This is a genomic window from Roseomonas sp. CAU 1739 (assembly GCF_039839775.1).
GTDB lineage: Bacteria > Pseudomonadota > Alphaproteobacteria > Acetobacterales > Acetobacteraceae > Neoroseomonas.
The window spans coordinates 130,965-143,639 of the sequence record NZ_JBDOQQ010000003.1; the positions used below are offsets into that span (position 1 = coordinate 130,965).

11 protein-coding genes are annotated in these 12,675 nt (G+C 67.6%); 7 read left to right on the forward strand and 4 right to left on the reverse strand.

What is annotated here, in order from left to right:
• Positions 1-260 precede the first annotated feature (260 nt).
• Positions 261-521, reverse strand: coding sequence for a hypothetical protein (locus AAFN86_RS06800; RefSeq protein ID WP_347542519.1), 261 nt, complete (start codon positions 519-521; stop codon positions 261-263).
• A gap of 79 nt (positions 522-600) precedes the next feature.
• Between AAFN86_RS06800 and AAFN86_RS06805 the strand changes: the two genes are divergently transcribed.
• The 6 genes from AAFN86_RS06805 to AAFN86_RS06830 all read left to right on the forward strand — a co-directional run bounded on the left by AAFN86_RS06805 (position 601) and on the right by AAFN86_RS06830 (position 7,887).
• Positions 601-1,923, forward strand: a complete 1,323-nt coding sequence (locus tag AAFN86_RS06805; protein ID WP_347542520.1) for a putative O-glycosylation ligase, exosortase A system-associated — start codon at positions 601-603, stop codon at positions 1,921-1,923.
• A 16-nt stretch (positions 1,924-1,939) separates the two neighbouring features.
• Positions 1,940-2,230 carry a hypothetical protein gene (locus AAFN86_RS06810; RefSeq protein WP_347542521.1) on the forward strand — a complete coding sequence of 97 codons (291 nt, stop codon included), beginning with the start codon at positions 1,940-1,942 and terminating at the stop codon, positions 2,228-2,230.
• A complete protein-coding gene (locus AAFN86_RS06815) occupies positions 2,227-4,392 on the forward strand; it encodes a hypothetical protein (protein WP_347542522.1) in 2,166 nt (721 codons plus the stop codon). Before AAFN86_RS06810 ends, AAFN86_RS06815 begins: the two co-directional genes overlap by 4 nt.
• Positions 4,393-4,411: 19 nt before the next feature.
• Positions 4,412-5,581: a glycosyltransferase gene (locus tag AAFN86_RS06820; protein WP_347542523.1), complete on the forward strand. Its 1,170-nt coding sequence runs from the start codon at positions 4,412-4,414 to the stop codon at positions 5,579-5,581.
• A 151-nt stretch (positions 5,582-5,732) separates the two neighbouring features.
• Positions 5,733-6,746: a sulfotransferase gene (locus tag AAFN86_RS06825; protein ID WP_347542524.1), complete on the forward strand. Its 1,014-nt coding sequence runs from the start codon at positions 5,733-5,735 to the stop codon at positions 6,744-6,746.
• A 160-nt stretch (positions 6,747-6,906) separates the two neighbouring features.
• Positions 6,907-7,887: an NAD-dependent epimerase/dehydratase family protein gene (locus AAFN86_RS06830; RefSeq protein ID WP_347542525.1), complete on the forward strand. Its 981-nt coding sequence runs from the start codon at positions 6,907-6,909 to the stop codon at positions 7,885-7,887.
• 329 nt (positions 7,888-8,216) lie between these two features.
• Here AAFN86_RS06830 and AAFN86_RS06835 read toward each other — a convergent pair whose 3' ends face one another.
• Positions 8,217-9,152 (reverse strand): GNAT family N-acetyltransferase, encoded by a 936-nt coding sequence (locus tag AAFN86_RS06835; RefSeq protein ID WP_347542526.1) that lies wholly within the window; start codon positions 9,150-9,152, stop codon positions 8,217-8,219.
• A 382-nt stretch (positions 9,153-9,534) separates the two neighbouring features.
• Here AAFN86_RS06835 and AAFN86_RS06840 point away from each other — a divergent pair, with 382 nt between their 5' ends.
• On the forward strand, positions 9,535-10,485 hold the full coding sequence (locus AAFN86_RS06840; RefSeq protein ID WP_347542527.1) for a pirin family protein: 951 nt from the start codon (positions 9,535-9,537) through the stop codon (positions 10,483-10,485).
• A gap of 325 nt (positions 10,486-10,810) precedes the next feature.
• On the opposite strand, the gene AAFN86_RS06845 is transcribed toward AAFN86_RS06840, so the two are convergent.
• Positions 10,811-11,629, reverse strand: a complete 819-nt coding sequence (locus AAFN86_RS06845) for a hypothetical protein (protein ID WP_347542528.1) — start codon at positions 11,627-11,629, stop codon at positions 10,811-10,813.
• 132 nt (positions 11,630-11,761) lie between these two features.
• Complete coding sequence (gene mazG, locus AAFN86_RS06850; protein ID WP_347542529.1) at positions 11,762-12,574, reverse strand: nucleoside triphosphate pyrophosphohydrolase; 813 nt, start codon at positions 12,572-12,574, stop codon at positions 11,762-11,764.
• Positions 12,575-12,675: the final 101 nt, after the last annotated feature.

Genomic DNA, 12,675 nt, shown 5'->3' on the forward strand with positions numbered 1-12,675 from the left:
AAGCTCTATCCGAAGGCCAGCACAACCACAACCACTGTTTTGTATGAACCACCACAACCGGCGGCAGTCATTCCGGGCGCCTGGAGCACGCAAAAATAGTTATCATGAATTCCAGCATGCCAATTGGCTTTCCAAGAAATAGACATTCTCGTATTGTTATGATGAGAATGCCCACCCCATCCGCATTTAGTGTGGCATTCGCCGAATCGATCGCGCGGTGGTATGCAAAGTCCTGGTTGTGCTGCGGCTCGACAGGCGCATCAATATTCGAAGCAGAACGAGCATTTATTCATGGATTTTTTATTTTTGTAGAAGCCGCCCGATTCGCTACATTTCAAGCCTGTCATCGTTCCGGTGACACCGCCGTGGCGGCCAGATCGCTCGGCAGCGAAGGCCGCCTGCGCTATGTTCGGCGCTTGACCGGAGTTGCCCTGCTGGCTGGACGGAAGGGCGCGGATGGAGACGAGGTGCATGGACTTGAACGCATGCCGAAACGCCATCGCCCTGACTTCGCTTGCCATGCCGCAGCCTGACCTGCCGGCAGACCGCCGCCTGCGCCTCGCCACCTGTCACGCCCATCGGGCTGGCTGACGACAGTCCATGCGGGATATCGGGCTGCTCGCCTTCATACTCGCCATGCTGCCGCTGGCGGCCGCGAGGCCGTTCGTCGGCATCCTCATGTGGTCGTGGGTCTCGTTCATGAATCCCCACCGGCTCGCCTGGGGATTCATCTCCTCCATGCCGCTCGCGGCCATGGCCTTCGGGGTGACGCTGCTGGGCTGCGTGATGGCGCGGGAACCGAAGCGGCTGCCGATCAACGCCGTGACCGTACTGCTGGTCGTCCTGCTCGCCTGCATCACCGCGACATCGTCGGTCGCGCTCGCCCCGCCTGAGACGGTCTGGGCGAAGTGGGACTACGTCTCCAAGATCATCCTGGGCCTGCTGCTGACCGCGGCGCTGCTGACCGACCGGCGGCGCATCCATGCCTTCATCTGGCTGATGGCGATCGCGCTCGCCTTTTTCGGCGTCAAGGGTGGTGTCTTCACGCTGCTGACCGGCGGAAGCTTCATTGTGCTCGGCCCCGAGGATTCCATCATCGGTGACCGCAACCACCTTTCAGTCGCGCTGCTCGTCTGCCTGCCTCTGATGAACTATCTTCGCCTGCATTCCGCGCACCGTTCGGTGCGCTGGGTGCTCGTGGCGGCGATGGCCTTCACCTTGCTGTCGGTGGTCGGTAGCCAGTCGCGCGGTGCGCTGATCGCACTGGCCGCGACGAGTGCCGTGCTATGGCTCCGCACATCCGGCAAGCTTGTCTCTGGCATTGTCATCGGCGCGGCAGTCGCCGGCGCGGTCACCTTCATGCCGCCCAGCTGGACCGAGCGCATGTGGTCCATCGAGACCTATGAGGAGGATGCCTCCGCCATGGGCAGGGTCCGGATCTGGCAGGCGGGCCTTGCGATTGCCCTTGATCGGCCGTTCACGGGTGGCGGTTTCAAGGCGGTCTACCAGCAGGATATCGTCGATCGCTACCTGCCGGACGTGCGCGCGCGCGCCGATCACAGCATCTGGATCGAAGCGCTGAGCGAGCACGGCTTCCCCACCTTCGCCGTTTGGCTCGGGGTGATCCTGGCGGGCGCCTTCTATGCCTTCCGCGTCGTAGCGCTGGCACAGGACCGACCCGACCTTCGCTGGGCCTACGACCTCGCCCGGATGGCGCAAGTTTCGATGGTCGCCTATGTGACCGGGGGAACATTCCTGTCCCTTGCATATTGGGACTATTTCTGGGCGCTGATGGTGGTGATGGCGGCCACGCATGCGCTGGTGGCCCAGGCCGTGCGGGCACCCGCACAAAGGATCGCAATCGCCACGGCGCTCGCGGCTCCGCGCGGCGCCGTGGCACTCCCTGCGCCAGTGGCGCGGTGAGAACGGTGGAGGCCGCATGATGCAGACGCTCTACTTCGTTCTCATGGTGGCATGTGTGGGCTGGCTCCTGATCTGGGCGGCCTTGCCGGAAGGGAGCGAGGATGGTCTCTGGTGGCCCTTCGCGATGAAGGATGATGGCCTCGCGCCGCCAACGGCGACGGAACCGGGCGACCCCGGCGTGCCGGCGGGGCAGGAGGTGGTGTCCTGGCGCCAGAGGGCGGCGCGGGCCACGGCCCAGCGCCCGTCGAAGACGGATCGCGACCGGCGCCATGCCGCCGCGCCCGCCCACCCCCGGCGTCCGTCATGACAAGCGGCAAGGGCCGACGCGAGGTGGCGAAGATCGCCACCGCCCTGATCGCCGGTTGCACGACGCCGGAAGATGTCTTCGCGCAGTCCGGCGCGCCGAGGCAGGGGGGGCTGGTGCTCGCCGCGCCGGTGCCTTGCGCCGACCGGCCCGGCGACATCACCGGCTTTCTGCTCGAAGGCTTCGGGACGCCGGACAGGGCCGTGGTGACCATCGGCCAGGCCTTTCGGCAAGGCGACCTGCCGCGCGAGGCGCGGCTGGCGGCCCGGTCCGCCGACGGCCAGGCCATGGCCGTGCAGGCTGATGTCTCGGTCCGCCATCCCGATGGGTCGGCACGCTTCGCCACGGTTAGCCTTGTCATCCCGGCGGCGCCGCGTGGCCGGCGGCTCGGCGTGGTGCTGTCCCGCGCGACCGCCGAGCCCGTCATGCCGCCGCTCGACTACGCGGCGGCGCTGTCGGGGCACGAAGCCGTCCTGACCATCAGCCCGGTTGGCGGAGGTACGCCCTGGCGGGCCAGCCTGTTCGCCATGGCGCAGTCCTCGCCGTCAGCCGAGCGGCCCTGGCGGCAGGGGCCCATCGCCGTGCAGCGCCGCGTCACGGCGCAGGTGCCGGCCGGTGCGGTGGGCGGCGCGACCTCCATGCGCCTGGTCGCCGACATCGCCGTGCAGGTGGATGGCTCGATCTGGCTGGATATTTGGTTCCGCAACGACATCGCGATGCGCGAGGGTGGCGGCACGGCGACCTACAACGTGCTCCTGACGCTGGACGGACGACAGGTCCTTCGCACCGGCGATCTGCGGCATTTCCAATACCAGGGTTGGGGGCGGCTGATCGGCGCGGCCCCTTATGCCCAGATGTGGCCTCCCCTGCTGCGGCCGGATACGGCCTACCTGGCCGAGACCGGCGCGATTGCGCATTACGATCTCTCGACCGGCGTGGACGAAACGCTGCTCGCCGGGATGGCGCGGGAAATGGCCGACCCGACCTGGGCGGCCCCGCTCGGCCGGCGCGGGGTGACCGCCTATATGGAAACGGCGGGGGCGCGGGGGGATATCGGCGCGACAACGCTGTGGCAGGCAGCATGGCTGACCACCGGCGATCCGCGCGCCGCCGCGTATTGCCTTGGGCAGGCGGAGACGGCGGGCTCGGTACCCTGGCACATGTGGGACCCGCGCGGCGGCTGGATGGATGAGCGACGTTGGCCCGATTTCTGGTTCGACCAGCGCAACGGCCCGCCGCCGAAGTCGCTGTTGCAAGTGGTGGACGACCACTCCGTCTCTGGCTGGTATGCCGAGCCCTCGCACCAGCCCGACCTTGCCTTCGTTCCTTACCTGCTCAGCGGCCGGCGCGCCTTCCTCGATGAGCTCGAGGCGCAGGCAGCCTGGAACGTGCTGACGGTATGGCCCTTGCCGCGGCGGGAGGCCGCGGGTGCCGCCCAGGGGGTTAACATGCTGTATGGCCGCCAGGTCCGCTCCTACGCCTGGGCGATGCGCCAAATCAACGAGGCCGCCTGGATCAGTCCCGACGACAGCCCACAGCAGGCCTATTTCCGAGACGTCGCATCGCGCAACTGGCGCTGGGCGCGTTCGCGCACCACGGCCTGGGGCGCCATGCAGGGGGAGGCACAGGGCTGGCTGCCGCCGTTCAGTTTTGGTCCCGGGACCATCGCGCCATGGCAGCAGGACTACCTCGCGACCTCGGTCGCCGCCGCGGCGCGGCAGGGCAATGAGGATGCGCGCGCATTGCTGGCCTGGATGGCGCAGTACCTGGTCGGTCGTTTCCAGGCGGAGAGCAAAGGCTTCGCCCGCAATGACGGGGCCGCCTTCACCATGACGGTCTCCGAACCTGTCGAGTTGCCGCGCGCCTTTTATCGAACCTGGGCCGAGATCGGCGCCGCGATGCGCAGCCGGGGGGAAAGCAACGGCACCGGTTGGCAGAAAAGCGCCGGAGAGTATGGACGCCTGGCCTTGCAGAGCCTCGCCCTGCTGCAGGACGTGCTTGGACACCCCGGGGCGCGCGCAGTCTATCAGTCACTCTTGTCGAGCAACCCACCACCACGAACCGGGCCCGCCGATCACGCGGAGGTGCCCACCAACAACATCACGCCGCGCAGCCTGCCCCGTGTTCCCGGCCGTGTCCCACGATGCACGGCGACGCGGCGTTGACGTGACAGTGGCCAGCCCCGTGGACGCTGCCCCCGACCTGGCACCAACTCGGCTTTCAGCGACGCCCGGCGCGCCGGCGCCGTTGATGCTGAGCGTGTTTCCCTCATTCGAGATGGGCGGCGCTCAGCGGCGCTTCGCGACCCTGGCGAACCACTGGGGCGATGCCTTCCGGCACTCCGTCATTGCGATGGACGGCATGACGGATTGTGCGGCGCGGCTCGACCCGGCGCTGGCTGTGGCGTGGCCGGACGTGTCGATCCGCAAGGGGGATACGTTCGGCAACGTCCGGCGCTTCCGCGCGGCATTGAGAACGCTGAAGCCCGACCTGCTCGTGACCCACAATTGGGGCACCATCGAATGGGCATTGGCGAACGTGCCGCCCCTGCTGCGCCACATCCATATCGAGGACGGCTTCGGCCCGGAGGAACAGTCGCGCCAGTTCCCGCGCCGGATCTGGATGCGTCGCCTGCTGCTGCGACGCACGCCGGTGGTCGTGCCGTCGCGCAGCCTGTGGCGCATCGCCGCCGATGTCTGGCGGCTGCGCGAGCGCCATCTGCGCTACATCCCGAACGGGATCGACCTTGCCCGCTTCAGCGCGCGCGGGAGCCTGGGCGGCACCGCCGAGGCTGTGACGATCGGCACCGTCGCCTCGCTCCGGGCGGAAAAGAACATTGCCCGGCTGATCGGCGCCTTTGCACGCCTGCCGACCTCCGTCGCTGCGCGGCTGGTGATTGTGGGTGGCGGGCTGGAACGCGAACGCCTCGAGTCCTTGGCGGCCGAACGCTGCCTGACGGATCGGGTACGGTTCGAGGGCGAACTCGGTGACCCTTCGGGGGCCTATCGCCGCTTCGATATCTTCGCCCTGTCCTCCGATACCGAGCAGATGCCTCTGTCGATTCTTGAGGCGATGGCGAGCGGCCTACCGGTCGCAGCCACGGATGTCGGTGATGTGCGGGAGATGCTCGCCGCCGAAAATGCTCCCTTCGTGGTGGCGCGTGACGAAACGGCGCTGGTGGCCGCGTTGGCCGGCCTTGCCGCCGATCCGGCGTTGCGGCTGCGGCTGGGGGCGGCGAACCGGGCGAAGGCCGAGCGGGATTTCGACGAAGGCGTCATGCTCGAGGCCTATCGCGCGCTTTTCAGCCGCGCGCCGGCGGCGGTCGTCCCGATGGCGGGAGGACCAACCCTTTGACGGGTATCTGCTTCGGCCTGCATTGTCCCGGTGCCGGGCAGCGCATCGACCTGGACGCTGTATCGCGTCCGGGCACGGTAGGTAGTGAATGACAGACGTAGCTGACACCACGGCGCCCCCCGGGGACGCAGCGCCAGGGCGCGCAGGCGATGTGTCCGAGCGGACCGTGTTCGTCCTCGGTGGAGCACGGTCGGGTACCACCTGGATTGCCAAGATCCTCGACAGCCACCCGGACGTTCTGTACCGGCATGAACCCGACATCGACCTCCAGGACTACAGCTTCCCGACGCTGTGCGAGACGGAGGAGATACCGCGCTACCAGGCCACCGCCAGCCGCTACCTTGAGCGGCTGATCGATGCGCGGTCGCTGCGGACGGCTGGCGGATTGCCGGTGTTTCCCAAGAGTTTCCATGGTGCCCTGGCGCCGGCGCTGCGGCGCGCATTTCTGCTGGGCCTGCGGGCCATGGAGGAGGTGCGCCCGCTCAGGCCCTTCGCCGGCGGCGTACAGATCCCCGATTTCGTCGATATCCGACGCCGCCCGGAATTGCGGCTGGTGATGAAGTCGGTCAGTGCACTGGGGCGTGCCGGCCTTTTTGCTGCCGCCATGCCGCGGAGCCGTTTCGTGCTCATCCTGCGTCATCCCTGCGGGCAGGTGGCCTCGCTTCTGCGTGGTCGGGCGCTCGGCAAGTTCGAGGGTTCGCTCGGCACGGGGGGCAGCGCGATGGCAAGCACCGGCCGCCGGTACGGCCTGACGCCCGAAATCCTTGCAGCCTTGAGTCCCGCGGAACAGCACGCCTGGGATTGGGCGATCATGAACGAGTTCGCGATGGACCAGCTTCGCGACGCAGCCCATTTCAAGGTCATTCGCTACGAGGATTTCTGCGCCGATCCCGAGATGCAGGCGCGCGAGCTGCTTCACTTCGCGCAACTCGCTCCCAATCCGCAGACCGACCAGTTTGTCCGCGACAGCACGAGCTATTCAGGCGTGGATCGATACTATCAAATCTTCAAGAACACCAATGAATCGGCCATCAGGTGGAAGAAGGAACTCGATGCCGACGTACAGGAGAGCATCATGCGGATCGTTCGGCAGACAAGGATGGGCGCTATGTTCAGTGATATTGGCGAGACGGTGCGCAGCGGCGTGCCGCAGCCGGGATTCTGACAGTCGCGGGATGTGTGCCACGTAACACCGCCTCCGGGCGGTGACCGAACCATAATGACCACGGGCTTCGTCGCCATTGCAGCGCCGGCGAAGCCGAGCAATCCCCACGGCAGCCTCCATGGATGGGCGTGACCGACGGGACCATGGCGGAGGGGGCTTCATGCCGCGACCACGCACCATACTCGTCACCGGCGGCTGCGGCTTCATCGGCTCGCACCTCTGCGCTGCACTGGCGGCACGCGGGGATCGGCTGCGGGTGCTCGACGATCTTTCCACCGGCAAGATGGCGCATCTGCTGCCTGGCAGTACCTTGTTCCGTGGCGACATCGCCGACCCGGACACGCTGGCGCGGGCGATGGACGGGGTGGATGCCTGCTTTCACCTGGCCGCCATAGCCTCGGTGGAGCGGGCGGCTCGGGATTGGTTGGGAACCCACCGGACCAACCTCTCGGGCACCATCGCGGTCTTCGATGCCGCGCGGGCGGCCGCGACGGTGCGTGGTGCGCCGGTCCCGGTCATCTACGCGTCCTCGGCGGCGGTCTACGGCAATGCACAGGACCTGCCGATCGAGGAAAGCACCACGCCCCGCCCGCTCTCGGCCTATGGCGCTGACAAGCTCGGCTGCGAGTTGCATGCGCTGGTCGCCGGGCACGTCCATGGTGTGCCGACGGTCGGGTTGCGCTTCTTCAACGTCTTCGGCCCACGGCAGGACCCGGCTTCGCCCTATTCGGGCGTGATCAGCATCTTCTGCGACCGGATCCGCCGCGGACAGCCGGTGACCATCTTCGGGGACGGGGGACAGACCCGGGACTTCATCCATGTGCGGGATGTCGTCGCGGCACTCGTCGCGGCACTGCCCAATGCGGCCTGTGCGGCGCCGGTGTTCAACGTCTGCTCGGGCAACGCCTGCTCGATCGCCGAATTGCTGGAAATGGTCGGCTCGATTTGCCGGGTCCGGCCAGATGTCCACCTGGCGCCGCCGCGGCAGGGCGAGATTCGCGACTCGCTTGGCTCACCGGTGAGAGCGCGCGCTGCGCTCGGTCTGCCGCCAACATTGTCGGTGGAGGAGGGTCTTCGTGACCTGCTCGATTCGTTGGGCGGCGGTCAGGCGACGACCGCCCAGGGTGAGGGCGTCAGATAAGGCCAAGTGCCGAGGCCGCGACCGCGACAATGCCCCACAATGCCGCGGACATCACAACGATGCTGGCTGCCGCCGCCGGCCAGGCCAGCCGCCGCGGCACGTCGCTGGGGAGATATCCCAGAACGCTCGTTTCGGCGCGAGAGCCCTCAACTGGATGATCAAGCACGTCCGATCGCCTCACGTTATCTGCTGCAGCGCACCACTATCGTTCTGAATGTGGATGCCGTTGCTGCAGCCTATAATTGCGGACCGAGATCGCAACATTCAACGTCGGATTGCGTGCGATGGCACCTAAAGGCCGATTCTCCACTGAAAGTGACCCAAATACATCACATTGCAGCGAGCGGCGCCAATTCGGTGTGCCCGCGGACGAACCAGCGTGTGCGCAGACTCCGTTGCCAGACCAGGCGCGCCTCATCGGTGCCGAGGCTGCGCTTGTAGCGATCATCGCCGGCCAGGAAGTCGTAGACCCGCTCACCAAGCCGCAGCGCCTGCTCAATCGCCAGTACGTGGCAAATGATGCCTGGCCTCTCGTCCCTTCCCGCGGCGGCGAGATCGCAACCGCTCTGATAGGCGCAAACCCATCCGCCGCGCCGCAGGTTGAGCAAGTAGCCGATCACCCGCTCCCCGACGCGAGCGCGCAGCAGCTCAACCTCGCCGCGCGGCAGGCCGCGCCTGATCAGGGCACGGTGGAAGCGCAGCATGAACGGATTGGCGAAGGCGCCGACCTTGCCGCGGGCTTGCCACGTCTGTCCGTGCAACGCCGCGAGTGCATCGAGCCAGTCGGTCGCCTCGCCGATGCTGGCCGCACGGTCCATGCGCAACGCGCCCTGCGCGGCATAGGCGCGCAGGGATCGGCGAATCTGCTGACGCGTATTGGCGCTCAGCCGGGCCAGATAGTCGCCGCCTGCGGCTCGGATGGCGTCGAGGTCCACGCGCGGTGCAACGTGTTCATGGCGGCGCCAGGCCCAGCCACCGGCCGCGCCCGCCACCGCGGGGGGCACGCCGCTCAGCGCCATGTGGCTGACGCCGCCGGCCGCCCAGGCCGCCTGCATCAACGCGGGCAGCAGGTCCACCGCGATGCCGTCGTCGATCAGCGGCGCATTGTGCTCGACAAACGGCGCGTCGAGCGAAGCCTCGCCACTTTCCGACAGGTGCAGCCCGCCGCGGCGGCGGTTGAACAGCGCAAGGCCCAGAGTCATTCCGTCCGATTCGGCCCGCAGTACGACCGGGTTGGGGAACCGTTCCTCGGCCAGGCAGCCCATCCAGGTCCATCCTTGAAAGAAGGATGCCCCCGGCGCGCGCGCCTCCAATGCCCGCCATTCCGCTTCAAGACCGGCGACCTCGGCAATGCGGCGCGCTGTGATTCGCACGGACATGATGCCAAAGCATCATGGCGCGCAGGGATAGGCAAACATCGATCACCGCGGCGGGACGGGACCTTGTGTTCGCGCCTGCGGCGCGACCGAATGTTTTCCGCGACATCCTGGCGCAACCGGCCGGGTTCCCGGCCGCCCTGGCCCATCCCTTCCGTCGCCCGACCGGCGTGAGGGCGGGCACATGCCGCTTCGTGATGGCGGCCATCAGGGGCAGGGCATGGCAGTGTCCGCATCGCATCGCGATACTGCGCGCAGCAGGAGAACCGCCATGAGCACCCTCGACGAAGCCGACCCGGTCTGCCCGCCGCCGCCGCCGGGCCTCGAGACCGTCATCATTCCTCGCGCCCACGACATCGGTGGCTTCGAGGTGCGCCGCGCATTGCCGGCTCGCGAGCGCCAGATGGTCGGGCCCTTCATCTTCTTCGACCAGATGGGGCCGGGCGAGTTCCTCACCGGCAAGGGCCTCGATGTGCGGCCACACCCGCATATCGGCCTGTCCACCGTGACCTACCTGTTCGAGGGTGAGATCTTCCACCGCGACAGCCTGGGAAGCGCCCAGCCGATCCGCCCGGGTGCGCTGAACTGGATGACCGCCGGCAGCGGCATCGTCCATTCCGAGCGCACCGACCCTGCATTGCGCGACCGGCCGCGGCGGATGTTCGGCATCCAGTCCTGGGTCGCCCTGCCGAAATCGGCCGAGAACAGCGCCCCCGCATTCGCCCATCACGATGCCGCGGCGCTGCCGATGGTCGATGAGGGTGGGATGTCGCTGCGGCTGATCGCCGGGGAGGCCTGGGGCCTGCGCGCACCGGTCGATGTCTCCTCGCCGTTGTTCTACGCCGATGCCGTGCTGCTGCCGGGCGCGCGCCTGCCGCTGCCGGACCAGCACGAGGAACGCGGCGCCTATGTCGTTGAAGGGTCGGTCGAGGTGGCCGGCGTATCCTTCGACGCAGGGCGCATGCTGGTGTTCCGTGCCGGGGATGCGCTGGCGTTGACGGCGGGGCCGCGTGGGGCGCGGGTTCTGATGCTCGGTGGAGCCGTGATGGATGGGCCACGCTACCTGTTCTGGAACTTCGTCGCATCGTCCCGCGAGCGGTTGGAACAGGCCAAGGCGGATTGGAAGGCCGGAGCCTTCCCGAAGGTGCCGGGGGACGAGAAGGAGTTCATCCCGCTGCCGGAGGCGCGGGTTACGGTGAAGGCGGAGACGCGGCCCGCGTGATGGGTGGGCGGCGTCCTGTTTGAGTGATGGTGATGCAGAAGAATTGGAGGGGCGTTGCCCCTCCAAGCCACCCCACCAAAGGCCAGTGGGCCTTTGGAAACCGTCAATTGGTGCTGGGCATCATGGCCAGTCTTGGGGGCTGGGATGACGCTCTCCGCCCGACGTGAACCATACCTTTGGCGCTGACGATCGCGGCCAGCGCCAGGTCGAGGTCACCAAAGGCCCACTGGCCTTTGGTGGGGGAGGTCCGGAGGGAACAAAGCCCTCTCCGATTGCTTCGCAGCGCCAGCCCGTTCCGGCGTCGATGGTCCACGCCCTTCCGGCTTCAGCGCCATCCCAGCCGGTACAATGCGGTCTGGTCATTTCCCCGCGGAGCGCAGCGGCCGCTGAGATAGGGCGCCCCCGGCGCATTGGCCGCCCGCACCGCCGCGACGAAGGGGCTGCACGCCAGCCGGGCCGCCAATTGCCGTTCCGTTTCAGGCAAGCCGGCGCTTCCAGGCGGCCAAGCCTCACTCAGCAGGCGCTGTGCCTCGGCGGCGTGGCCAGCATAGATCAGGCAGGCAGCCAGGCGCGCCGCCTCCACACCCGGATGCGTGCCGCGTTGGGCGTTCCAATCGGCTGCGCGCAGACTGGCGAGCGCGGCGGCGAGGTCGGGGTAGGTCGTGACGCGTTGCTCCGGCGGTGGGCGATCAGCCGGAGCGGCCATCTCGACACAGGCTGTCCCCAACGCCGCGGTGACCGGCCGGCGCATCGCCGCCACATCGGGTTCCAGCCGCCGTCCGGTCCAGCGGAACGGAACGGTGGGATGCAGGTCGGTGGACCGGCTGATCGGCGCCTCCCAGAAATCAAAGGCGGCGTCGGCGAGCAGGATGGAGGGGCCACCGCCGGGCGGGGGAAGGCGGATCTCCGATGGCTCCCGCTTGCCAAGCGGCAGCGACCCGATGTGCTGCAAGGTGCCGGCATCGGCGCGGAACAGGTGCAGGGTCCAGCAGCAATAGGCACCGCCGGTCCAGCCGGTGATGCCGGTGGCAACCTGTCCGGGGGCGATGGTGATGGGTTCACCCCCGGCGAAGGGCTCGAAGCGCTGGGCCTGAGCCTGCCAGAGGGTCTGGCCGTTGCGTGTCAGGCGCAAGGTTTCGCCCACGCCCTGCGGCGCCGCTACAACCCGGCCCTCGGCTCCGGTGTCCAGCAAGGTCCGGCGCGGCTGCGCGATCGCATCATTGGTTGAGATAAATTGTAAAATCAGAAGTATAAAGATCAAGATGCGCATCTGCGATCAACCTTCATCGCGCTCATGGCGCTTGGCTTCCCGCCACAGCTCCTCCATCGCACCCAGCGAGGAATCGGCCGGTGTTTTTCCTTTATTTTTAAGTGATTGCTCGATAAATCCAAAGCGTCGCTCGAATTTTCGATTGGCCCCGCGCAGGCAATCTTCGGGATCGAGATCGAGCTTCCGCGCCAGATTGGCCAACACGAAAAGCAGGTCTCCAACCTCGTCCCGAATTGCTGCTTGATCAGGCTGATGCTGACCATTTTCCAACTCAACCCGTAGTTCCGCAGCCTCCTCCTCCAGCTTGTCGAGCACCGAGGCGGCGTTCGGCCAGTCGAAGCCGACCCGTCCGGCGCGCCGCGTCAGCTTGGCCGCCCGGGTCAGCGCCGGCAGCCCGGTCGGGATGCCGGCGAGCGTGCCGGTCTCCGCCCGTGCCGCCCGCTCGGCGGCCTTCTGCACGTCCCAGGCGGCGATCTGCTGATCCTCGGTCCTCGCTTCCTCGTCGCCGAAGACATGGGGGTGGCGGCGCACCATCTTCGCGCTGATGGCGGCGGCGACGTCGGCGAAGGCGAACCAGCCGCGCTCCTCGGCCATGCGGGCGTGGTAGACCACCTGGAACAGCAGGTCTCCGAGTTCATCCAGCAGTGTTGCCGGGTTGCCCTGGGCGATGGCGTCCTCCACCTCGTAGGCTTCCTCGATGGTGTAGGGGGCGATGGTCGCGAAATCCTGCACCTGGTCCCAGGGGCAGCCGGTGTCCGGGTCGCGCAGCCGCGCCATGACGTCCAGCAGGTGGGTGATGGCGGATGGTGCGTCGGTCATGGCGGATCCGGTGCGGGTGGCATGCTGTCGTCCCGCGACCGCCGCGCCCTGGCAAGCCCCCGCGGCCAGTTGCGCCGCGCGCCATCCTTTCCGAGACTGCC